This is a genomic window from Nitrospina sp. P1_D6 (assembly GCF_052156615.1).
Classification (GTDB): domain Bacteria; phylum Nitrospinota; class Nitrospinia; order Nitrospinales; family Nitrospinaceae; genus Nitrospina.
In genome coordinates, this window is the sequence record NZ_JBQKUN010000001.1 from 182,692 (window position 1) to 204,977 (window position 22,286).

18 protein-coding genes are annotated in these 22,286 nt (G+C 55.5%); 7 read left to right on the forward strand and 11 right to left on the reverse strand.

Annotation, left to right across the window (positions count from 1 at the left end):
- Positions 1 to 36: 36 nt before the first annotated feature.
- The 7 genes from thiL to ACTRXA_RS00855 all read right to left on the reverse strand — a co-directional run bounded on the left by thiL (position 37) and on the right by ACTRXA_RS00855 (position 5,787).
- Entirely contained in the window at positions 37 to 1,062 is a 1,026-nt protein-coding gene (gene thiL, locus ACTRXA_RS00825; RefSeq protein WP_442425309.1) for a thiamine-phosphate kinase, read from the reverse strand.
- A gap of 28 nt (positions 1,063 to 1,090) precedes the next feature.
- A complete protein-coding gene (locus ACTRXA_RS00830; RefSeq protein WP_005009883.1) occupies positions 1,091 to 1,324 on the reverse strand; it encodes a hypothetical protein in 234 nt (77 codons plus the stop codon).
- A 79-nt stretch (positions 1,325 to 1,403) separates the two neighbouring features.
- The gene (locus ACTRXA_RS00835; protein WP_442425310.1) at positions 1,404 to 2,891 is read right to left on the reverse strand and encodes a protein adenylyltransferase SelO; all 1,488 of its coding nucleotides are present in this window, start codon (positions 2,889 to 2,891) and stop codon (positions 1,404 to 1,406) included.
- Positions 2,892 to 2,900: 9 nt separating this feature from the next.
- The gene (locus ACTRXA_RS00840) at positions 2,901 to 3,311 is read right to left on the reverse strand and encodes a CBS domain-containing protein (RefSeq protein ID WP_442425311.1); all 411 of its coding nucleotides are present in this window, start codon (positions 3,309 to 3,311) and stop codon (positions 2,901 to 2,903) included.
- Positions 3,312 to 3,511: 200 nt separating this feature from the next.
- Positions 3,512 to 4,150, reverse strand: coding sequence for a DUF1566 domain-containing protein (locus ACTRXA_RS00845; RefSeq protein WP_442425312.1), 639 nt, complete (start codon positions 4,148 to 4,150; stop codon positions 3,512 to 3,514).
- Positions 4,151 to 4,319: 169 nt separating this feature from the next.
- Positions 4,320 to 5,153 carry an SIR2 family NAD-dependent protein deacylase gene (locus tag ACTRXA_RS00850; protein ID WP_442425313.1) on the reverse strand — a complete coding sequence of 278 codons (834 nt, stop codon included), beginning with the start codon at positions 5,151 to 5,153 and terminating at the stop codon, positions 4,320 to 4,322.
- On the reverse strand, positions 5,140 to 5,787 hold the full coding sequence (locus ACTRXA_RS00855; RefSeq protein WP_442425314.1) for an HD domain-containing protein: 648 nt from the start codon (positions 5,785 to 5,787) through the stop codon (positions 5,140 to 5,142). The genes ACTRXA_RS00850 and ACTRXA_RS00855 overlap by 14 nt, the downstream gene beginning before the upstream one ends.
- 103 nt (positions 5,788 to 5,890) lie before the next feature.
- On the opposite strand from ACTRXA_RS00855, the gene ACTRXA_RS00860 reads away from it, so the two are divergent.
- Positions 5,891 to 6,634 carry an energy-coupling factor transporter transmembrane component T family protein gene (locus ACTRXA_RS00860; RefSeq protein ID WP_442425315.1) on the forward strand — a complete coding sequence of 248 codons (744 nt, stop codon included), beginning with the start codon at positions 5,891 to 5,893 and terminating at the stop codon, positions 6,632 to 6,634.
- A gap of 13 nt (positions 6,635 to 6,647) precedes the next feature.
- Here the strand turns inward: ACTRXA_RS00860 and ACTRXA_RS00865 are convergent, their stop codons facing one another.
- Positions 6,648 to 7,337 (reverse strand): phosphoadenylyl-sulfate reductase, encoded by a 690-nt coding sequence (locus ACTRXA_RS00865; RefSeq protein ID WP_442425316.1) that lies wholly within the window; start codon positions 7,335 to 7,337, stop codon positions 6,648 to 6,650.
- A gap of 436 nt (positions 7,338 to 7,773) precedes the next feature.
- Here ACTRXA_RS00865 and ACTRXA_RS00870 point away from each other — a divergent pair, with 436 nt between their 5' ends.
- The 4 genes from ACTRXA_RS00870 to ACTRXA_RS00885 all read left to right on the forward strand — a co-directional run bounded on the left by ACTRXA_RS00870 (position 7,774) and on the right by ACTRXA_RS00885 (position 16,711).
- Positions 7,774 to 9,153 (forward strand): trypsin-like peptidase domain-containing protein, encoded by a 1,380-nt coding sequence (locus ACTRXA_RS00870; protein ID WP_442425317.1) that lies wholly within the window; start codon positions 7,774 to 7,776, stop codon positions 9,151 to 9,153.
- A 74-nt stretch (positions 9,154 to 9,227) separates the two neighbouring features.
- The gene (locus ACTRXA_RS00875) at positions 9,228 to 14,132 is read left to right on the forward strand and encodes a multicopper oxidase domain-containing protein (protein ID WP_442425318.1); all 4,905 of its coding nucleotides are present in this window, start codon (positions 9,228 to 9,230) and stop codon (positions 14,130 to 14,132) included.
- 186 nt (positions 14,133 to 14,318) lie between these two features.
- Entirely contained in the window at positions 14,319 to 15,128 is an 810-nt protein-coding gene (locus ACTRXA_RS00880; protein WP_442425319.1) for a carboxypeptidase-like regulatory domain-containing protein, read from the forward strand.
- 308 nt (positions 15,129 to 15,436) lie between these two features.
- The gene (locus ACTRXA_RS00885; protein ID WP_442425320.1) at positions 15,437 to 16,711 is read left to right on the forward strand and encodes a c-type cytochrome; all 1,275 of its coding nucleotides are present in this window, start codon (positions 15,437 to 15,439) and stop codon (positions 16,709 to 16,711) included.
- Here the strand turns inward: ACTRXA_RS00885 and ACTRXA_RS00890 are convergent, their stop codons facing one another.
- From ACTRXA_RS00890 to ACTRXA_RS00900, 3 genes are all read right to left on the reverse strand, one after another.
- Entirely contained in the window at positions 16,712 to 18,640 is a 1,929-nt protein-coding gene (locus ACTRXA_RS00890; RefSeq protein ID WP_442425321.1) for a c-type cytochrome, read from the reverse strand.
- A gap of 47 nt (positions 18,641 to 18,687) precedes the next feature.
- Entirely contained in the window at positions 18,688 to 19,512 is an 825-nt protein-coding gene (locus ACTRXA_RS00895) for a hypothetical protein (protein WP_442425322.1), read from the reverse strand.
- Between the two features lie 61 nt (positions 19,513 to 19,573).
- The gene (locus tag ACTRXA_RS00900; protein WP_442425323.1) at positions 19,574 to 20,275 is read right to left on the reverse strand and encodes a hypothetical protein; all 702 of its coding nucleotides are present in this window, start codon (positions 20,273 to 20,275) and stop codon (positions 19,574 to 19,576) included.
- Between the two features lie 316 nt (positions 20,276 to 20,591).
- Between ACTRXA_RS00900 and ACTRXA_RS00905 the strand changes: the two genes are divergently transcribed.
- Both ACTRXA_RS00905 and ACTRXA_RS00910 read left to right on the forward strand, forming a co-directional pair.
- Entirely contained in the window at positions 20,592 to 21,074 is a 483-nt protein-coding gene (locus ACTRXA_RS00905) for a peroxiredoxin family protein (protein ID WP_442425324.1), read from the forward strand.
- Positions 21,075 to 21,162: 88 nt separating this feature from the next.
- On the forward strand, positions 21,163 to 22,281 hold the full coding sequence (locus ACTRXA_RS00910; protein ID WP_442425325.1) for a hypothetical protein: 1,119 nt from the start codon (positions 21,163 to 21,165) through the stop codon (positions 22,279 to 22,281).
- Positions 22,282 to 22,286 lie beyond the last annotated feature (5 nt).

A 22,286-nucleotide genomic window follows, 5' to 3' on the forward strand; every position in this document is an offset into this window, starting at 1 on the left:
CGGGAGATGCGTTCCCGCAAGGGATGAGGCCGTGGTTCAACCATTTTTTTTAAAGTGATTGAATCCCGCAGGCTTTCGGAGAGTTTGGCGGCGTCCGTTGGTGCGGACCCAAGTGACCCCTTGGCGGGCCGTGATCTCTCCGATTTGAGTCACAGGCGTTCCGTAATTAACAAACGACCCCATCAATTTTTTAACATCTTCAGATTTTAATGTAAATAACAATTCATAGTCCTCCCCACCCCCGAGAGCCAGCTCTCCACCCTCCAAACCGTTTTTAATGCATGTTTTTTCAAAGGGTTTACTGAGTGGCAGGGCGGTCTCCCAAAGCTCCCCCCCGACTTCGGAGGCGCTAAGCAGGTGGCCCAGGTCCTGCGCCAGTCCGTCACTCACGTCGATCATCGACGTCACCCGCAACCTGGATTTCGCCAGTCTGGTGGCTTCCTTCACGCGGGCGGTGGGCTCGAGGTGCCGTTTGATGAGGTGTTTGCGGTCAGTGGTGCTCCCGGACCATTTTTTATCCGGGGATTGCAGGATCTGAAGGCCAAGAGCGGAGTCGCCGACGGTGCCGGTCATCACGATGGCATCGCCCGGTTTGGCCCCCTTGCGGGTGAACAGACGCTTTTTGTGGGTTTCCCCCACCATCGTCAAACTCAACATCCAATGTTCGGGTGTGGATACCGTATCCCCGCCCAGGAGGTCCAGCCCGTACGCCTCACAGGCGCGGCCGAGTCCCTTGTAGAGCCGGTCGAGGAAGTTCACCTTTGTGGCTTTGGGAATACCCAGGGTGAGGACGGCAAAGCGTGGCGCCGCGCCCATCGCCGCCACATCGCTGGCGTTGACCGCGACCGTTTTCCAGCCCAGTTGCTCGGGTGTGGTGGTGTTGAGGTCGAAATGAACGGTTTCGATCAGCGCATCGGCGGTCACCACCAGGTAGTTTCCCCCGGGTTGGGAATACACCGCGCAGTCGTCGCCGATACCTTTCACAACACGTCGGGACCGATGGGGTATGTGGGAGGCCAGCCGGGCGATCAGCCCGAACTCGCCCAAGCGATCGAGGTCCATTGCCTGCCCCGGGTACGGGTATCCGCTGTCACTGGTTTTCCTTGAAAAAGTCGCGGGCGAGGGAATCGAAATCCGCCTGCTTCTCGATTTTGATGGTCAGCTTGTCGCCCACCTGGAACCCGTTCTTCTGGAACGTATTCAAATCCAGCGTGATTTCGAATTCGTTGCTGGTCTCGTCGATCCAGATCTCGAGGTCCCTCTCATACTCCGCCTTATTGGGCGGAACCTTGATATGTGTGATCTCACCTTCAAACATGAGCATACAGTGAATCCTTTCTTGCAACGGCCCTGCAATGCCGCGCGGATAGAACGCTGATCGATGTGAAATGGTTTCGCGGGCCTCACGCGGAACAGCTGACCTGCATGCCGAGGTAAGGTTCCGGTGTGTCGCTGGCGTAGTGTTCGGGATCGATGCCCCATTCCCGGAACAACTCCGGCTGGTCCCCGAATGGGTGCTTCAGGATAACCCGAAGCCGTTCGATTTCCGAATAATCATTTTCCTTGAGGGCCCGGTCGATGGCCTGCTGTGCAAGGTAATTGCGCAGGATGAATTTGGGATTGACGGCGTCCATCTCTTCCCTCTGCTCTTCGGGGGAAATGTCCTCCCGCTCCAGCAGGCGCGTGTACCGATCCAGCCACCCGTCGAGTTCGTCGGGGTTGTTGGGGAAATACGTGCGCAGGGCGTCGAGGGTGCCGCAACGGAACCCTGAAAGGGTTCGGAAAAAGTTGGTGTGGTCGGGTTTGTGCCGGGAGAGGAGCTGGATCAATCCGCTGACCAGGTTGTCGAACTCGGAGTCGAGCACACTCAATCCCAGTTTCCGTCCCATCATCGTACGGTTGTAGTGGTTGAAGCGGGCGGCGTACTGTTCCAGCTCTTTCTGCAAACGTTCGGGCTCGACCAGGTGAGTCAGCGTTTCGCCCAGCTTGGCCAGGTTCCAGTGGCCGATCTGCGGTTGCTGGGCATAAGCGTATCGTCCGTGGATGTCCGAGTGATTGGGGATGAACATCGGGTTGTAGCGGTCCATGAAACCAAAGGGGCCGTAGTCGAACGTCTCGCCCAGGATCGACATGTTGTCCGTGTTCATGACACCGTGGGCGAAGCCGACGGACTGCCAGCACGCGATCATCCAGGCTGTTTTGTCCACCACCTGTCCGAACAGTTGGGCGTATTTGTCCGGGGCCGGTTCCAGTTGCGGAAAATAATGGTGGATGACGTGATCGGCGAGTTCGGTGACCTTTTCCGGCCGGTTGGTGTAGTGGAAGTAATCGAAGTTGCCGAAGCGGATGTGCGTCCGGGCGACGCGCACCAGCACCGCGGCGGGTTCCGGCAATTCGCGCTGGACCAGCTCTTGAATGCCGACCAACGCAAGGGCGCGGGTGGTGGGGACGCTGAGGCCGGCCATGGCCTCCCCGCACAGGTATTCGCGGATGGAGGAGCGCAAGGTGGCGCGTCCGTCAAAGCCGCGGCAAAAACGCGTCTGACCACACCCTTTGAGGTACACATCCCAGAACTCGTCCTGTTGGTTCTGGACTTCTCCCAGCAACAGCCCGCGTCCGTCGCCCAGTTGCGGATTGTAGCTGCCGAACTGGAAACCCGAATACACCATCGCCAGAGGCTGGGCTCCGGGCAGCATCCGGTTGCCGCCGAAGTGCTGCCAGAATTCAGGCCGTTCGAATTCCTGAGTATCGAGATCCAGCAGACCGGCGACGTCCGGATTTTTGGCCACGGGGAACGGGTTCGACACCGGAGTGGGGGGCTTGTACTGGTAAAACTCCCCACCCAGGCGGACGAACCGGTTTTGAAAATTCAGTGTCTCCAGAGTCTGCAACAGCTTTCCTTAATAATCTTCCCGGACCTTGAAATCTTTCGAATAGTAGCCAACCAGATCCTTGATGGAAAGGATGCCCACAATCTTGTCGTCATCCGTGATTCCCAGGTGCCGGATTTTATTTTTCTGCATGTACCGGTTGGCCTCTTCGATCGGCATGAAGCGGTCCATGCTCTTGATCGGCGAACTCATGATCTCCTCGGCCTTGATTTCTTCCGGATTTTTTCCCTTCGACAGAACCTTCTGCGTGAAATCCCTCTCGGTCAGAATACCGATGTCTTCTCCATACTGTTCGATTATCAGACTGCCGACGTGGCTCTGTTCCATCAGTATCGCCGCGTCCTGAACCGAGGCATCCGAATCGATGCGCAGTACCGGGGAAGACATGAAGTTTCCGACTTCTTCAAGAATATCTGTCATGGGATCCTCCTTTGCATAAGTTGAAGGAGCGATGAACCCTGCGCTGGTGTTTAAGATGTGCCATATTCAGGCAGGGTTTTTTGTATGACTGAAAACGTTGAATGAAATACAGGTTTTGATTACGGGGGGGAGCGGAAAACGATACAACAGGAACGGATCTTCCCGGGGTCGAAAGCAAGCCCGTCTGAGAAGGGGAGGGACTACTCGTTATTTCGGACCAGCCACACATAATAGTTTTTGGCGGTGGTGTGGTGCCAGAAAATAGCACCGATATTAAAATGGATCAACCAGGCGCCTTGTTCACCCTGCTGGCACAGTTTTTTCTGATACCGGTCTTCCACCACGGATACTTTCTCGCATGTGGTGGAGGTCCAGTAATAGTGCCCGCGTCCATCATCGAATATGGGGTTGATCCATGCCTTTTGTCCACTGACGTTTGCGACTCTCTCATTATACAACAGAGTTTTGAGCTCTGGTAAAGTCGGAATCCGCCACCCGGTCTTGCCCGACTGCTGTGCAGTCAATGCCAGGTCTTCCGCTTCCTTCAGGGAGTACTTTTTGTCACGGATTCCGGCTTGCAGCCATTCCAGATTGTTGACCGTGTCCTTGACCGTGCCATCCCCGTTTTCTACAAACTTGGGAGTCGGGAGTTCCTCCAATCGGGTTTCGGACACCTTTTTGCACTCGACCAGCAACGGGGCGGCATTCGGGCATTGATTCAATATGTCAAAATGGCCCATGGTTTTCATCATGGAGCACACTTCCTCCTTGGTGCAATCCGCCCAGACCAAAGACACCATGGAAAACCAGAGAATCAATCCGATTGCCAGAATACGCATTGTGCCAACTCCTTGAGGGAATGAAACGATTATTCAGGGTGATTCATCGAATTTGGCAAAGAATACTATATTTTCCGACATGAAGATACGCCAAAATTTCCCATTCCGGACCCCCGTAATTTGAGGATGTTCTTTCTATTTTTTATTTAGCCCGCGCACTGGAGAGAAATCAGTTTCTTAAAGAGGCGATGGCCTGATCGAGCGCCTCCAATGCAGCTTTACCGGGCATCTCCAGCATGAACTCTGTACGCAACAGGGCATTGGCGGAAGGGTCGAGATTGATGTTGACCACCGGTGCCCCCTGGTCGCGGAAATGCATGGCCAGGTAATCGTTGGTGGGCACCGCGCCGGAACTTCCAATCAACAGCACCGCGTCCACCGGGTTTTTAATGAAGCGCGAAAAATTGACATCCTGCTCCGGGTTCCCGGTGTACTGCGCGTCGCCGAACATGAGGATGTGCGGACGCGCCACCGCGCCGCATTGAGGACACAGTGGAAAGTTCGACGCCTTCATGGTGTCATAATCGAGCCCGCAAAGCGGCACCGCGGGTTCGTCCCAGAAATCGTCACAGCACGGACGCGTGCACTGCAGTCGCCACATGGAACCGTGGACTTCCTTCACCTTGTCCACCGGGGCTCCGGAGCGGAGATGATACCCGTCGGTGTTGGTGGTGTGGATGAAAGCGTTTTCAAACACCTCGTCCACCCAGCGGTTGAGAATGTGGTAACCGGGGTGCGGCTGGTTTTCATCGGCGTTGCGCCGCCGCCATTCATAAAATGCCCAGGCGTGTTCCAGCTCGTGCTCGAACGCCCACGGGTTGGCCAGGTCCTGCGCTTCCAGTCCCTTGGATTTGAAGGGAGGAAAATTTTTCCAGTACCCCTCCTTGTCGCGAAAGGTGGGGATGTTGGAGTCGGCACTCATGCCGGCGCTTGTCAGGATCAAAATCGAGTCGGCCATCGAAAGCACTTTGGCACAACGAAGGAGTTGGCTAGAGGTTTCCATCCCATTCTCCGAAAAACTGTTGCAGATACTGTTCCATAAAGCGATGCCGCTCCTCGGCCAGGGCACGGGCCGTCGCGGTGTTCATGCGGTCCTTGAGCAGCAGCAGTTTTTCATAAAAGTGATTGATCGAGGGTCCCTTGTTTTTTTTGTATTCGCCGAAGCTCTGATGAAGCACCGGCTCCTGCGCCGGGTCGTGGATCAGCCGGTTCCTGTTTCCGCCGTAGGCAAAGGCGCGGGCGATGCCCACAGCGCCGATGGCGTCCAGACGATCCGCATCCTGCACGCACTGACCTTCCAGGCAGTCCACGGGCGTCGTCACCCCGGCTCCTTTGTAGGAGACTTTGGAGATGATGTCGCACACCCGTTCCACTGTCTCCTCAGGCAGATCGTCCTTGAGAAGGTTGCGGATGGTTTCGTAACCCTGCTGTTCTTCGCCGTTTCCCAGTTTCCAGTCGGCGACATCGTGCAGGAGGGCGGCGATCTCCACGACCGTACGGTCGGCCCCCTCGGCGTCGGCCAGTTTGCAGGCCATCTGCCACACCCGGTGGACGTGCCACCAATCGTGACCGGAGCCGTCGTCCGCGAAAAACGATTGTGCGAACTTCCGGGTTTTTTCAATGACGGCGGAGGACATCAGGGCACTCTTTCGGTTGGGGGTGGTGTATTTTGCGGAATCTTAATATACTCATTCACAATTTCAACATCTAATCGGCCAATTGGAAAGGAACCGGCAACGCATGGCGGGCCACACCCCTTTATCGAAAAGTATTCTTGCAAGCCGTTACCAGAAGGGCGATTCCTTTTTTCATAAGTTGAGCCCGGGCTGGAAGATCCTTACGGTGCTGGGTCTCCTTGTGTGGATTGCCCTTGCGGACCTGACGGTGCTGGTCGGTCTCACGATACTGGTCGTGTTTTGCACCATCAGCGCGGGCATCCCCCTTGCCACGTTGCTCAGGCTGCTCCGGTCATTGAGATGGTTGCTTCTGGTGATCGGGGTGTTCCCGATGCTGTTCACACCCGGCACCGTGATTCCGGCTTTGAGTTTCCTTCCGGTTCCCATTACATGGGAGGGTATTTATGGGGGGACCATGGCCTGCATGAAACTGACCGTGATGTTTGCGCTGTCGATCCTGCTCACCCGCACCACTCCACCGATGGCTCTCATTGAATGCCTGCAAAGGTGGGCGATCCTTCCCTCGCCCGTTTGGAGACAGAAAATTCTGGACGTGTTCACGGTGGGATTGTGGTCGATTCAATTGATCCCGATTCTGTGCGTTGAAGCGGAGCGGTTCATTCTGGGCGAAATGGAACGGCGGCGGGAAGCGAACGCAGAAACGCAAAAGAAAATGGGTCTGCGTGATGCATGGTCGGCGGCGCTGCTTCTTGGACCGCTGGTCACGCACCTGTTTGGTCAGGTTGACCGTTTTGCGTTGGAGTTGCAGCAGGGAGACGAAACCGTGCCAGAGCAGGGAGTGGCTTGAATGGAGCGGAGAATCAGCGGGGCCGGTGCAGACCGCATTCCTTGTGCTCGGGATTTTCCCACCACCAGCGTCCGGCCCGGATGTCCTCGCCCGGTTCGATCGGCCGTGTGCACGGCGCACAGCCGATGCTCGGGTAATTCCTCGCGTGCAGGGCGTTGACCGGAATCTTGTTGTCCTGGATATACTGGTTCACCTGCGCCTCGGTCCAGTCCGCAAGCGGATTGAACTTGATGAGCGGGGGGTGGTCTGCATCCTCATGCGCTTTTTGAATGTCGCTACGCGTCACACTCTGCTCCCGGCGCACGCCCGTAATCCAGGCGTCTAGTTCGTTCAGGGCGCGTCCGAGCGGTTCTACCTTGCGGATGCGACAACATTCCTTACGGTTTTCCAGGCTTTCGCGGAACGAGAACAGGCCTTTTTCCCGTTCCAGGGTTTCCACGGCGGTTGCGTCCGGGAAGTAAGCGCGAATGGGGATGCCGTACCTGGCGCGCGTTTTTTCCATAATTTCATACGTTTCCTCGTGCAGGCGGCCGGTGTCCAGCGTGAACACGGTGAAAGGTTTGCCAGAGCGGTGCGCGAGGTCGATCAGTACCATGTCCTCCAAACCGAAGCTGGAAGCGATGCCAGCCCGCTCGCCGAAACGGTCCAGCGCCTCGTTCATGATCTCAGAGGCTGATTTTTGCTCAAATTCCTGCCAGTTCATACTTAAACTCCCGAATCGACGAAGGATTATGTAAGCTAGTGTACTACACAGCCGGGCGGGGGAAAAAGAAACTGTATTATTTACCAAGGTTTACACCGGATTGCAAGGAACGCTTTTTCCCTTGACACCCTCATCAAATCTGTATATATAAGGTGATTCGAAGGGCTCCAAAGCCTTTATTTTTTCAGGGTCTAGGCGTATCCGGGCAGGGTATAAGACCTTGAAAATAATGGGCTTTTGGGGTACCCATTGCGCCAATGGGGACCGCAGTAGGAAGAGAAATAGTGGTAGATAGTTTGGCTGTGAGGCGACCTGTTCGTTGCAAGACCTGTTTCGGTCCACCCCAAACGGAGTGATCCCTCCATTTTCTTTTCTTTCCGGGTTTCTGGATAAGGAGCACCACCGCTAGTAGGCGGAAAACTGGCAGGGTTGAAAGATGAAAAGCCGGTTGGTTACCAACATATATTTCCTGTTGGCGTTTGTCGCGTGTTTGATGTTCGGTTCAAGCGCGTTGGCCGGGCATTCATTGGGCAATGGTTTGCGTGTTCTGGAAGAGGTGGAATCGGGCCTTGTTGGGCTCGCGGAGCATACGTTGCCTTCCGTGGTCAGCATTTCGCCTTTCGTTCCAGAGGCGTCGGTCGGCACGCCGGAATCCCTGCGCAAGCGGCCGAACAATGCCGGCGCCGGTGTGATTGTTGACGGGCGAAACGGATACCTGATCACCAACGCGCATGTGGTGAGGAAGGCTGAAAAGATTAGGGTGACTCTTTACGACGGTCAGGAATATGTCGGAACCGTATTGGGGACCGACGAAGAAACGGACCTGGCGGTCGTTCATATCGATAGCGACGAGATCCTGCCGCAGGTGAATCTGGGGGATTCGTCAAAATTGAAAATTGGCCAACTGGTTGTCGCTATCGGCAACCCCTATGGATTGAAAGAAACCTTGAGCCTTGGCGTGATCAGCGGTCTCAACCGGGAGAATATCAACCTTTCCCGTTACGAAGACTTCATTCAAACGGATGCCTCCATCAATCCGGGCAACAGCGGGGGGCCTCTCCTCAATATCCGTGGCGAAGTGATCGGAATCAATACAGCCATCATCAACTATGCGCAGAGCATCGGCTTTGCCATTCCCTCCAATGTCGTCAAAAACGTTTCACGCCAGATCATTGAGCACGGTGAGGTCAATCGCGGCTGGTTGGGCGTGGGTATTGAGAACGTTCCTGAAGACGTTGCCGCCCAGGTCAACCTCGCCAAAGGGCGGGGTGTTATGATCAACTCCGTTTTCGAGGGTCAGCCCGCCCACATGGCGGGACTCAAGGTGGGTGACATTATTTTGAAGATAGGGGGTTCCAATGTGGATTCCCCCAACGGGATGATCCGTCTTATCGGCAACGTTTCCCCCGGCCAGTTTATCAACCTCGATATCCTCCGCGATGGCGAGGAGCGAACGTATTCGATTCGATTGGGGCAACGCAAAGACCAGATGGAAATGGCGTCTCTGCAGGAAAACCCACTTCCTGAGCTTGGTTTCGAGTGGACGGAGCATGAAGCCGGAACCATGACGGGGGACCATGAAGATTCAGATAAGAAAAAAGAGGGCGTCCTTGTGACCCGGGTGGAACCGGGTGGGTCCGCGGACCGGGGCGGCCTGATGGTAGGCGATCTGATCACCGGCCTGAACGGCCAGGATGTGATCAATCGCGGTCATTTTGAAAGCATACTCCGGCAGAATCATGTGCGGGGGTCCATTTCGGTAACCGTTCAACGGGCCGATGAAGAAGTGAGCCTGACATTGAGCAGGAGCGAATAACCCGATGGGTTTTTCAATATAGGTTCCAAGATTCATTTATTATTTTTTAGCGGAAGAATCTTAGGAGGTAACTAATGGCAATCGCTAAATCAACAAAGTGGGTGGGGCAGCTTCTGGTTGTCCTGCTGGCCGCGCTGAGCCTGGGGATCACTCCGGCTCTCGCGAATCCCAAGCATGAGGGGCACGACGGCGCCGATCGTCCCGACTGGTTGAAGAAGCTCGAAGAGCAAGTCGACTACGAGGAGATGATGGAAGGCCTGGAAGGCAACCAGCAAAAGCTGGACAAAACCTTCCGCACCCTCATGGACAACCTGAAGGGCAAACTCCTGGAGCACGCCGTTCCCGCATCCTCAAGCGGTATGTTCCATGAGTCGTGGGCCGCGCATCAGTTGCAACAGGGCTACCTGTTGGGGCCGACGAAAGCTGCCAACAAGGTGTACCGGGGTGCACATTGTCCTGCAGGAGTGCCCACCAAGCACTACGATGTCAGCGCCATCAACGTGGAGATCACGTTGAACCAGTGGGGCGACTATTATCCTGGTTACATGTACGTGCTGTCCAAGGACATCGACAAGGTGCGTGCTGAGGAAGAAAAGAACGCAGCGGCGCGGGAAGAAGCCCTGGACCCGGGTGCGGTTCGGACCGGTCATCAGGGTGACGCCATCACCCCCATGGCCATTCGTGCCAACCAGGGTGACTGTGTGCGCATCACCTTCCACAACAAGCTGGAGTATGAGTCTGCCGGTTTTCAGATCAACGGTTCTGCAATGATCATCAGCGAAACCGGCGAGCCGAACACGGCAGCGACCAAAGGAGCCATCATCGCCCCGGGTAAAACCCAGGAGTACGAGTGGTACATTCCGATCGACGAGCAGGAGGGCGGTCGCATGATCGTCAGCCACGCCGGCCGGGATCCCGCTTCTCTTGGTCTGGTGGGTGCGTTCATGGTTGAGCCGCGCGGTTCTGAGTACCTGAACCCGTGGACCGGTGAGCCTCTTGAAAACGGCTGGATGGCGATGATCACCAATAAGGACGCCAAAGACTTCCGTGAGTTTGTTATTTTCTACCACGAAGTCGGTGACGAGTCTTTCCGCCCGCTCAACCGCCACGGTGAGATGATCCCGCAGCGCGATCCGCAGACCGACTCGTATCGGCCCTCGGCGCGTGCGATCAACTATCGCAGTGAGCCGTTCGGTATCAACAACCTGGCAGTTCAGGAGAAGATGTTCCACTTTGAGGACGAATCCCTGGGCTACAGCTCGTACACCTTCGGGGACGCCCCAACCACGATTCCGCGGTCGTACCTCGGTGACCCGGCGAAATACCGCCTGGTGCACGGCGGTGGTGAGGTGTTCCACTCGCATCATCCGCACGGCGGCACCATCCGCTGGACGCGTTCCCCGAAACGGGAGCCGGGCCTCGAAAACCTGGTTACCGCAGCCTGGGACGGTCCCGTGAAATACCCGGTTGTCCGCACCACCACCGACCGCGTTGACGTGCAAGTCATTGGCCCGGCCGAAGTGGTGGACCTGGAGACCGAGTGTGGTTCCGGTTTGTGTCAGCGTCTGGCTGGTGACTTCCTGTTCCACTGCCACGTGGCGCACCATTACGTGGCCGGAATGTGGGGATACTGGCGTGTGTACAACACCCTGCAGGAGGGCAATTATCCGCTCGGTTCCACCGACATCATGCCCCCTCTGCAGGAGCTGCCGGATCGCAAAGGCCGCATCCCTAGAGGTGTGACCTCGGACCAGCTGGTCGGCAAGACCATGGACTGGTTCGGTAAGCATTTCCAGATTGTTGATAAAGGCAATAGCGACTGGAACCGGGAATCCCCGGTCGTCAACGTGAAGGACTGGGTCAAGTACATGCTGCCGCCTCAGGGCAACCCGGGCCACACCGACGACGAGAAGGGGCAAATCCTGTCTTACGACGGTTCCGTTCTGGGCTGGTCCTGGAAAGGCAATCAGGCTTTGTCCGAGAAGGAATCCACGTACAAGGTTCCCAAGTACATTTCTCCGCGCCCTGGCAAGCGGCACCCGCTTCAGTTCAGCCCGTTGACGGGCAAGCTGGCGTGGCCGCACCTGACGCCGCATTTCGGCAAACGCGTACCGTTTGCGCGGCATCATGGTGGTGCTCCGTGGCTCGAACCGTTCCACATGCTCCCCGATCCGAAAATTCTGCATTCCGAGTCGGGAAGTGGCCGGTCAGGTCCCAACGTGGAGAACTCGTCTCCCGCCAAACCCGGTGCGCACGGACGTTGGAGTCTGTGCCCGGAAGGTGCGGGACGCAAGCAGTACAATTTGCACTTCATCAACACGCCGATCGAAGTGTCGGGCGCCTATGGCAACACGCCTCCGGTTCTCGATAAGTACGGTCTGATCTACGTGATCGATGAAGATATGGCAGGGGTGAAAGCGGATCCGAAGAAAGCGATCCCGCTGGTCATCCGCGCCAACGTGTACGATTGTGTGGACGTGCTGTTGACGAGCGAATGGAATGACGATGACTTCACCAACTTCCAGATGTCGAAGGTGAACATCCATCCGCATTTCTTCCAGTTCGACAACCAGGCGTCGGACGGCGTTATCACCGGTTTCAGTTACGACCAGTCGATGCGTCCGTACACGCAGTTCACCAAGAAAGAGAAGAAAGGGCATCATGTCGGTTTGCCGGTGCCCATGAACGCGAAGGTTTTGGAGGATACGAAACCGGGCGACAACACCGTGAAAATCAAGATGGCGGAGGGCGCGACCCCCTACCATGTTGGTGCAGACATCATTGTTGGCATCGAAGTGCCCAACAAGAAGGATGCGCGGTGGATCAAGAAAATCAGCCCGGATCCGAGCAAAGGCTTTGCTAAAGACGGTGTGTATACGATCACCTTCTCGGAGGGCATGAGCCATCCGCACAAGAAAGGTCAGATTGTTTCCACCGAATATGTGCGGTACCGCTGGTGGGTGGATGCGGACGTCGGACTGGTGTTCTGGCATGACCATGCCTTCGGCGCGACGACCTGGCCGCATGGCGGTATTGGATCGACGATCGTAGAGCCCTGGGGTTCGACGTATCACGATCCGAAAACCGGCAAGGAAGTACGCAGTGGCCCGGTTGTGGATATCCACGGCACCGAGCCGGTAGCGTACTCCCGAAGCGGTGCGTTCCGCGAAATCGTGGTTCAGTTGCACGACACGGTTCCGCACACGGCACAGCTGGTAAGCAAAGGCAACCCCCCGGGACTGTCGCGTGAGAACGCGATCGCCGCGGGTCAGTCGGTTTCCTTCCAGATGCCGAAAGACATGTTGGAAGTGGCGTTTCCGCATCTGAACGGCGGTACCCACACCACCGGCTCCGGTTTCAACTTCCGGGCGGCGTCCCTGACGTCCCGCCTGAGGGCGAACCCGAAAGCCGAATGGCTGTTCAGCAGTCTTAAACACCGCGATCCGGATACCCCGCAGGTTCGGGCGTATTTGGGTGACAGCGTTGTTTTCCGCCTGTTGCACGGCTTGATGAACGAGACCCATACGTTCGTTGTGTCGGGTCACGGCTACCGCCCCGAGCGGTACGACGGTGATTCCCGTGTGACGAACACGATCCATATCGGTATCGCAGAGCGGTACGATTTGGCCACGACGGCAGGCGGTTACCAGCAGATGGCTGGCGACTACCTGTTCTACAATGGCCGGACGTCCAAACTGTCGGAAGGCAGCTGGGGTATTCTCCGGGTCTACGATGAACTGCAGAAAGACCTGAAACTGTTGAACCCGCATGCTCCAATTCCGAAATCCAAAACGGAATTGTGCCCGGCGGGCGCACCGGTGAAAAAGTTCAACGTGGTTGCTGTCAACAAGGAGCTCAAGTTCAACCCCAATGCGGATGACTACCTTGAGGTGGATTTCGAGCGCAAGCTGTTGCTGGCGAACCCGGAGGGCAAGGTGTTCATGCTGGAAGACGAAGTGAGCAAGGCTTCGGACGACGATGTGATGCCGCATCCGCTGACGTTGCGTGTCAACATCGGCGACTGTGTGAAAATCAAACTCACCAATCGTCTGGAGAAAAGCAACACTTCGTTGCATGTCAACAACATTGCGTTCGATCCCAAAGATTCTCAGGGGATCAACGTGGGCAACAACCCGGGAGACCAGACGGTCGCCCCAGGCAAGTCGAAGAATTATACCTTCTACGCGCATCCGGGATTCAAGATCAACGGATCGCTGATTTGGGACTTCGGCAACCTGGTTAGCAACATCCGGGATGGCCTGTACGGCGGTATCATTGTCGGCCCGCGGGGTTCCGTTTACCGGGATCCTGAAACCGGCAAGGACATCTCCCTGGGTAATTCCTGGAAAGCGGACGTCATCATCGATAAATCCTATCCGGAAAACGCGGATCTGGAGAACTATCGTGATTTCGCCCTGTACTTCCAGGACGAAGACAACATCATCGGTACGTCTTTCATGCCTTACCTGCAGAACGTAGCGGGCCTGACGGGCGTCAACTACCGGCTGGAGCCCTGGTTGTATCGGGAGTTCGAAGGTTGTGACTTCGGCAATATGTTCACGCCCTGCGTGGCTGCGGAAGGCGACCCGGCAACCCCGGTGCTCAAAGCTCATGCCGGAGACAAGGTGATGATCAACGTCTTCGGTGCCCACAACGAGCAGAACCAGATGTTCAACCTGGATGGCCACCAGTGGCGCCGTCATATGGATCAGGAAGGTTCCGATATGATCGACGTCGAGCAATTTGGTGGCGGTGAGTATATCCAGGCCCACCTGCGCAACGGTGCAGGCGGCACGTATCACAACCCGGGTACCTACCTGTGGTTGAATGCGCGGACGCCTTACCAGCAGGCGGGGCAATGGGGGTATTTCAAGGTCTTGCCGCAAGGCGACCGGTCGATCCTTCCCCTGGATGGAGCGACCCCCCAGGGCTTGAAATCCGCTCAAAATGTGGATGACAACAAACTGTCCATGCGATAGCATCGCTTGAGACATAAAAAACGAGGGGCCTCCTACCCGGAGGCCCCTTTGTTTTAAGTTTTTTCCATTTTGTGTTATGATTTCGGCTTTCGGTTTGAATCGAGCTGTAAGTTTTTGTGGGTTTCTGTTTCAGTTTTCAGTTAGTTTTTGTTGCTTGAATGTTCAAGTATTAAGGAGAGAGAAGGAATGATTAAAAAAAGCTTGTTCCAGATTCTGGCGGTACTGACGGTGCTGGCACTTTCGGCTTCCCTGTCCATGGCAAAAAAGGGGAGTTATGAGGAAGGCAGCGTCAGCAATGGAGGTTCTATCAGTGGTGTGATCAATTTCAAGGGTACGGTTCCCGATCCCATCATGGAAGACCTCAATAAAGGTAAAAACGTGGAATTTTGTGCCACGCACCCTAACACCCAGGAAGGCAACATCCGCCCCCGGCAGAAAGTGGTTGTCAACGGCGGTAAATTGAAAAACACGGTTGTATTCATCGAAGACATTTCCAAGGGCAAAGCATGGCCGGGACCGATCAACTTCGATTTCGCCAAGTGTGACATCGAGCCGAAGGTGACTGTTGTGCGCCGCCCGCCGCGGGGTGTTCGTGAAGGCCTGGTCATGGTTACCAACCAGGACCCGGATATCCTCCACAACCCGCACGGTTATTCCGTAATGGGTGCTCGCCGCAAGACCCTGTTCAACAAGCCTCTGCCCAGCAAAGGCGACATTGCGGACGTCACCAAGAACCTGATGCGGATGCGCCCGGGTAAAGACCAGCATTTCTTCCTGCAGTGCGACCAGCACAACTTCATGGAAGCCGATGCTCGTGTTGTCTGGAATCCGTACTTTGCTGTAAGCAGTGAAGATGGATCTTTCAAGATCGACCAGATTCCGGCCGGCAAGTACAAGGTAACCGCCTGGCACCCTTATGTAGGTGAGGTGACCCAGGAAGTGACCGTAAGCGGTGGTGCAGATGCGAAAGCGGACTTTACGTTGGAGAAGAAGTAAGCATCTCGCACGAGTAAAAATCAACAGCACCGGACATTGTCCGGTGCTGTTTTTTTTTTGACCCTCTTTTAAAATGTTTCCGGTTTCAGATGGGAAGCCCAATCCCAACGAGGTGCCTGGGACCATGGCCGGGGCCTCCATGAGTCCGGGCCAAACCACTTCTTTTTTGATTAACAAAAGAGCGGGAATAGGATATCCTCTGACTAGAAAGTCCTGAATTTGCACTGAGTTCGGTTTGTGGAACCCTTTGGATTTGTGAAGTGCACCAGAGCCGGGATGTCCAATCAGAAATTCCTATATGATGTTTCATGCTACGAATTCTGAAATCACTCTTCCTCACAGTTTTTATTTTGGCGGTTTTGCCATTTTCTGTCGGTGCCCAAGGCGAAATCGAACGAATCAAAAATAAATTCGATACCCTCATCAAAAAAGGCCGGCCCCTGTATCTGCACTACTGTGCCCACTGCCACGGCCTTTCTGGAAACGGCGATGGTTACAATGCCGAGCAACTGGAAAAATGGCCAGCCGAACTCTCCGACCCTGACTTTGTCCAGAAGAAGTCCAATGAGCAGCTTTTTCGAGCCATTAAACTGGGAGGGGAGGGCACACGCAAATCCCACCTGATGCCTGTGTTCGGCCGCACCCTCTCCGAAGAGGAAATCTGGAGTCTCGTGGCTTACGTGCGGTATCTGGCCGGGGACCGTTCACAGCCGGTCACCCTTCCGGAGAATGTGAAAACCCAAAGGCCTCATGTTCCCTCCCTGGATTCCAAAGAAGTTGATGGATTCCGTTCGTGGTTTAAAAAGCATGGTAATGACCCCAAAGTGATTGGAGACGGGCGCTGGCTGTTTCGTGAAAAGAAGAGTTGTTTTGCCTGCCATACGGTGAATGAGGAAGGCGGGGTGGTGGGTCCGGATCTTTCCCGCGCCGGCTTCATGTACACACCGGAATGGATTTATGGTTGGATTCGCAGTCCGCAGCTGGTCAAACCCGAAACGAAAATGCCAACCATTGGTCTGGATAAACAAGAAGACCGTCTTATCACGGCATTTCTTTCCAGCCTCAGCGGAACGGAAATTCCCAAAGAGTGGAAAACCTATTTGGATAAAAAGGGGGATGCCGCCCGGGGGAAAAAGCTGTTTTACGATTCCAAAGGCAACGCCTATTGTTCCAAGTGCCACAGCATAGACGGCAAGGGCGGGAAGGTAGGGCCCGACTTGAGTTACGTGGGCGTCAGCCGGACGCGTCCCTTTATTCTGGAATCGATTCTCAACCCCCGGGAAGTGATCACCGTGGGTTATTCATCTGTGCTTATTCTTACCAAGAAAGGCCAGTTCCTGACCGGCGTTAAAATCAATGAAGACGACAAGTCGATATATATCGTTGATAAGGAAGGGAACAGCATTCAAGTTGAGAAGAACGATATCAAAAAATATAAAACTCAGGATATCTCCATAATGCCCGGCAACTTTGGTGATATCCTCTCCCAGCAGGATATCCTCGATATTCTTGCATACCTGTCCACGCTGGAACCGCCCCAATCTCCGCCGGGAAAGAGCAACGTTTCGGTCGTCAACCGCTGATCAATCCAGTATCAGTCTGTACCAGCTTGAGACCGCTTTCTTGCTTCCCGATTCACCCTCGTTTCCATCCCAGGCGTTGAAAGCAATCGGCACTTCCTGTCCCGGTTGAAACTGAATGTCACGGTTCCTGTCGGACGTGGTGAGGGTGCGCTTCAGTACAAGCTGGTATTGCCCATAGCGGAATGCCACCTTGCCCTTCACTTCCTGGCTCATTCCCTTGCGGGACCATTGTGATATGCTTTGCGCTGACCATTCCGTGACCTGATTCGGGTACGAAGTCCATTTCCACAGCGTCACCGGATGGCCTGGCTCTCCGTTCAAAAAATGGGGCAGGGTGCCGGAGTTCAGCGAAGCCGGAAACTGCAGTGCAAACCCATCCGGGATTTTTTGCGGCTCGGGCTTGGGAGGAGGCGGTTGGTCCGCCGGGTCCGCCTGCAGGTGAGCGGGCAGGGGAGGTGGAGGCGACTCCAGGACCTTTGCCGTTTCTTTTAGAATGGGGTCGAAGGTCGGGTCATCCCACCGAATGCGGAACGCGATTTCGCGTCCGTTGTGGACCGCCTGCACCCACAGGCTGTCCGTGGTGGTGAAGTAGGATTTGGGTTCTTCTTCCAGTTGACCCCCTAGCGGGAAATAGTAGGCCGTAACCGATTTCCACGCGGGGTCCTCGGGATCGTCGGGCAATGGACCCTCCACCCGTTCGGCGTGCATCTCATCCAGCACCTCCGGCTGAACCGCGGGCGAAAGAGTATATATGTAGTTGACGAGATCCCACACGGTCTCATCGGAATGTACGCGCGGTGACAGGCGTGGCATGGCGGTCAGTGACAATCCCGTCCGCAGAGTCTGGAAAAGGTCCCTGCGGGTGTGGCTCCGGCGGAAAAGCCAGGACTTGGTCAGGTTCCGCGGGCGCAACTGGTCCTTGGCGATGTTGACGATCTTGTGCGTGGAGGCGCCGTCGCTCCTGCCTTCCACCCCATGACAGCCGGAGCAGTTTTTAATAAACAATTTGCGCCCGCGCTCCTTGCTTTCCAGCGTAAAGGGTGCGGGTTCCGGAACCGGGATCACCTTGTGCGACTTTCCGCGTTTCTTGAATTTCTCAAATTTGCGTCCCAGGGATTTCAGGTAAAGCACCAGGCTTTCGCGGTCCACCTCCGGCAGGTGCTTCCATGAAGGCATGGTGGTGCCGGGCATGCCTGTAACCAGCATTTCGCGCAGGTCTTCATCCGTGGGGATTTTACCGAAGGCGGTGGAGCGGAACTTGTAGTGACCCTTGGTGAAGTTGCGTGGCTGCGGGCTGGAAAATGGGGCCGCGATACCTTTGCCGCCCCCTTTCGCTCCGTGGCAGTGGAGGCAATGCTTTTCGTAGACCTCGGTGCCCCGTTCCACGCTGGCTTTTTGGGGCTCATTGGGCACAAAGGGGTATCGAACCGAATCGAAGAGATAGAGAACCACCTGCCAGATTTCCTCCGGTGTCAGTTTGCCTCCCCATGCCGGCATGGCGGACTCCCAGGGTTGATGCTCTTGAGGCAGTCCACGGCCCCCTTTTGCGATCCGCCAGAAGGCGTAATTCTCTCCCTTGTCCGGGTCGGCCACGAGCTTTCTCAGGTTGGCTGGAGCCGGACGGAACCGGTCCCCAAACACGCCCTGTCCGTCTTTCAGGTCGCCGTGGCACAGAAAGCAGTGGGTGAAGTACAGTTTGGCCCCGGCCTTTTTATGGTCCTTCAGTTTGGTTTTGTCGGCCCGGAGCGGGTTGTCCAGGTTGGGCAGGGAATAGGTGGTGGCCCCGACCGTGATGGTTTCCGGCAGGTCGGCACTCGTCGGACTGGTGAACGCAAAAACCGGGCTGACGAGCAGGCTCACAAGCAAGGCGAGCCCCCCCAGCCCGGGCAGATACGTCCGTTGAAGTTTAACGATAACGGATGCAATCAACGGGTTACCCAGCGGAAAGTATGGTTCCGGATTGATTCCTCAACGCCTCAATGAATCGTTCCCGGCAATCGGGCGTCTTTCTTGATGCGTCCGGACTTGATCGTCTCGTAATAAGGCCGTTCGATTTCGTCTCCATTGAAATGGAAATCGATCTTCACGTCCTCATTCGGTCCGATCTTGATTTTCTGGGTCCGCACCTTCATCAGGTAATGCCAGGCATTGACGGTGTATTCCCCGGGGGGAATGTTTTCGATTTTGAAAGTACCATCGGCGCCGGTTTTGAAGAAGTAGGGATTCTGTACGCGGTAGCCCCAGGTCTGCATGAACTCGTGCATGCCGCAGATCATCTGAAAGATTTTATAGTGCTTCTGGAAATGCACCTTGCCTTCGGAGATTTCCTCTGCGGGAATGGGGATGTTCAGAATGATCTTGCCGCGTTCCTTCTGGTAAACTTGGCTGTTGTGCATCACCGCATCCTGGTTGTCCACGAAAAACGTCTCTCCCTGCCGGATCACGTTCACGTCCGGGTAGAATTTGCAGTTCTCGGACAGGATGTTGATGGGCTTGGGCTCGAACGGTTTGCCCGCATCCACGTGCTCCAGCGTGATGACCACATCGCGCATTCCGCGGTTTTCATCCACGATGAAGTCGTAGAGTACGCGGTTCATTTCATCATCGGTTTCCACCTCGGCGCAGATGTCGAGGTTGGGGAACAGCACCAGGTGATAAACGCGGGGCTGGGGAATGGGGCCGTCCAGAATGGCCTTTCCGGAAATCGAGCCGCCGTTGTTCACTTCAATTTCCTGATAAGCCCAGGCAGAGGGGCCGAAACCCAGCATGAGGATAAACAGGGCGGTGAACGCGCAACTCATTTTTACGGAAAAATGTTTAATCCAATTTTCAAACATGGTAACGACTCAGGAAAGCTTAAGGTTATTGGTTCTGTGATACCTGTTCGGCCAACTCGGGAAAATCGAAATGAATTTCCTGGTTGGCGCTGGAAACTTCAACTTCCCGACTCTGCGTTCCCAGAACTTCGTGCCAGACATTCAGGGTGTAATTTCCCGCAGGCACATTGGGGATGGTGAACGCGCCGGATTCCACGGTGGTGGAATAATAAGGGTTCGGGGTCACCACAATCCATGCCTGCATCCAGGAATGCAGGTCGCACTCGACTTTCACGATCTCTGCTTCTTCAAATTCCTGGATGTGTTCCTGCCCCGGAATGAACATCAGGTTGATCGGGTCGTTGTCGAAGGAATAGGTATGAATGTTGTGGTTGATCGGATCACTGGACAGGATCGTCAACTCGCTGCCCCGCGGCATGGCCACCACATGCGGTTCGTAGCGGCACTTCGTCTGATCCAGAACGAATTCGCCCGAGGTGTCTTTGTCTTTGAGGGCATGGCCTTTTTTCTCCGTCAGCCAGACCACGGCGTTCCGTACGTTTTTTCCTTTTAAAAGAAGGGTCTGACCGGCAAACTCCGCTCCACATGCCTTGCTGTATATTCCGGTTTTATGGATGGTCGCAGGGGGCGGCGTTCCACTGAATGTGACCGTCCCTTTGAGCTCGGCCGCGGACGCGGTTCCGACCAACGCAAACAGGCTGAGTGTAAGAAAAAAACCTTTAAACATATCGACTTAAGCCCTACAAAGGAGTATTACTAACGAATCATATCTCAATCCCCAGGCAAGTGCAAGGGGGGACTTGATTGGCCGGATTTCCGGGTTTTCAGCCCCTTTTGTCAGGTTCGCGCGGCCCATCCCACTCCTAAAGTCTAACCTGGCTGCATTAAACGAAGCTTAACCGGAGATGAAAAACACTTAATGGAAGACGGACCGGATTTGGCTTTGATTCAGCCTCCCCGTATTTTAAAATGATAAAAAAGGTGCCCATTTAAAGTGCAAATCCGGGCTCTCAACCGTAGCGTAAGGAAGGAATAAGGACACCATGAAAAAATGCGCCATTTTCGTCACAGCGTTGTTGTTGATCTGGCAGACTGCCTGGGCGGCGGTACCTAAAGCGGGAGACCCGGCACCGGGCTTTTCCCTGACCTCTGTGGACGGCCAGCAGGTTTCGCTGGGCGACTTCAAGGGGAAGGTGGTTCTGGTCGGCATGTTCCACATATGCGTTCCCTGCATGAACCAGGCTATGGAATTTGAAAAAGTCCGTAAAGAACTTGGTGATAAGGTGGCCATCATTGGTATTAACACCAGTGGCGATTCCAAGGAAAAGGTCGTGGATTACCTTTCCCAGTTCCCGAGCCAGGTGGACTTTCCCTATCTGCTGGATCCCAACCATACCGTTCACCAGAAATATGTCCAGCGGGACATGCCGACCGTGCTGGTCATCGACTCCAAAGGTGTCATCCAGGCACGCAGCCCCGGGGTGGGTGCGGATCAGCTGATTCCATTTATTAAGAAATTACTTTAAATAAGTATTTTTAAATTTTTAATATTAAATGCGATAATTGATATCATGTTGTCCGGTGCGGTGTCCCGGCTCCCTTATCTTTGCCTTGTTGCTGGTCCTCATTCAGGGCGGGTGGCTGCTTTTACCTTCCCCTGCAGGGGCTTTCGACTGGCGCTATGAGGGGCGGTTTCTGGCCGCCTCGGAGTACCTGTGGGACGCGCCCCCTCTCTCCAACGACTTCAACCACCAGGTCCAGCTGAGAAACGGCCTCGTGGGCGATATCTGGAGCGATGACACCTCGCTCCTCGACTTCGAATTCACCTTCCAATCCGAATATCGCGGCGGAGCCATCGAGCAGGTGGGCCTGGTGGACGAATGGGACCTCGACGTGTTCCGCGGCTGGCTCCGCTTCGAGAAAGACCAGTTTCGTCTGCGGGGGGGACGTCAGGCCATCCTGTTCGGTCCGGGCCAGTTGTTCCGCCCCCTCGGTGTGTTCGACGACCGCCTCATATCCGGCGTCATTCCCCAGACCACCGGCGTGGACGGCCTCCGCGCCACTTACTTCACCGGCCCCACCTCCAAAGTGGAAGGATGGGCCATTCCCGCCCGTTTCAACGAACGCATCATTTGGGGACTGCGCGGCGAGCGCCAGATTGGTATTCTGGAGACGGGCCTCCTGCTTCAATACAAGCCGGTCACCGATCTCGAGTTTCTGCCCAGCCACAATTTGGAGTTGTTCCAGTTCGGGTACCATTTTAAAGGGACGCAGGTGATTGGATTCTGGAACGAGGGCCGGGTGGACATCGAGCAGAACAAGCCGGGGAAGCCGCTCCGCTTCGACATGGTCGCGGGGATTGACTACACCTTCGACGTCGGGCAGGGGCTGCACGTCCTGCTGGAATATTTTTTCCGTACGCAGGAACCCGGGTTCACCGTCGAAGACGTCAAGCGGGAACGCACCCTTCACGAGCTGGGATTGCAGATCGATCAGCCCGTCGGCATTGCCACCGTCTGGCGCTTCTTTGCTTTCTACGATATGCGTGACCGCAGTTTCCAGATCGCACCGCAGATCGAGCACAATGTGTTCGGCCAGGTTTATCTGTACCTCACCGCGTTGATCGGCGGCAGTGTGGAAGGCGACAACCGCACCGGCCGCCTGTTTCGGCAGACCCCGGTGTTCAACGGTACCGAGTCACGGGTCGGGCTCACGCTGGTGTGGTTTCATTAACATTT

What these genes read in the sequence shown, in the direction of transcription:
- thiL (WP_442425309.1), bottom strand. Translation starts at nt 1,062, where the DNA reads ATGGACCTCGATCGCTTGGGCGAGTTCGGGCTGATCGCCCGGCTGGCC.
- ACTRXA_RS00830 (WP_005009883.1), bottom strand. Translation starts at nt 1,324, where the DNA reads ATGCTCATGTTTGAAGGTGAGATCACACATATCAAGGTTCCGCCCAAT.
- ACTRXA_RS00840 (WP_442425311.1), bottom strand. Translation starts at nt 3,311, where the DNA reads ATGACAGATATTCTTGAAGAAGTCGGAAACTTCATGTCTTCCCCGGTA.
- ACTRXA_RS00845 (WP_442425312.1), bottom strand. Translation starts at nt 4,150, where the DNA reads ATGCGTATTCTGGCAATCGGATTGATTCTCTGGTTTTCCATGGTGTCT.
- ACTRXA_RS00850 (WP_442425313.1), bottom strand. Translation starts at nt 5,153, where the DNA reads ATGGAAACCTCTAGCCAACTCCTTCGTTGTGCCAAAGTGCTTTCGATG.
- ACTRXA_RS00855 (WP_442425314.1), bottom strand. Translation starts at nt 5,787, where the DNA reads ATGTCCTCCGCCGTCATTGAAAAAACCCGGAAGTTCGCACAATCGTTT.
- ACTRXA_RS00860 (WP_442425315.1), top strand. Translation starts at nt 5,891, where the DNA reads ATGGCGGGCCACACCCCTTTATCGAAAAGTATTCTTGCAAGCCGTTAC.
- ACTRXA_RS00865 (WP_442425316.1), bottom strand. Translation starts at nt 7,337, where the DNA reads ATGAACTGGCAGGAATTTGAGCAAAAATCAGCCTCTGAGATCATGAAC.
- ACTRXA_RS00870 (WP_442425317.1), top strand. Translation starts at nt 7,774, where the DNA reads ATGAAAAGCCGGTTGGTTACCAACATATATTTCCTGTTGGCGTTTGTC.
- ACTRXA_RS00875 (WP_442425318.1), top strand. Translation starts at nt 9,228, where the DNA reads ATGGCAATCGCTAAATCAACAAAGTGGGTGGGGCAGCTTCTGGTTGTC.
- ACTRXA_RS00880 (WP_442425319.1), top strand. Translation starts at nt 14,319, where the DNA reads ATGATTAAAAAAAGCTTGTTCCAGATTCTGGCGGTACTGACGGTGCTG.
- ACTRXA_RS00885 (WP_442425320.1), top strand. Translation starts at nt 15,437, where the DNA reads ATGCTACGAATTCTGAAATCACTCTTCCTCACAGTTTTTATTTTGGCG.
- ACTRXA_RS00895 (WP_442425322.1), bottom strand. Translation starts at nt 19,512, where the DNA reads ATGAGTTGCGCGTTCACCGCCCTGTTTATCCTCATGCTGGGTTTCGGC.
- ACTRXA_RS00900 (WP_442425323.1), bottom strand. Translation starts at nt 20,275, where the DNA reads ATGTTTAAAGGTTTTTTTCTTACACTCAGCCTGTTTGCGTTGGTCGGA.
- ACTRXA_RS00905 (WP_442425324.1), top strand. Translation starts at nt 20,592, where the DNA reads ATGAAAAAATGCGCCATTTTCGTCACAGCGTTGTTGTTGATCTGGCAG.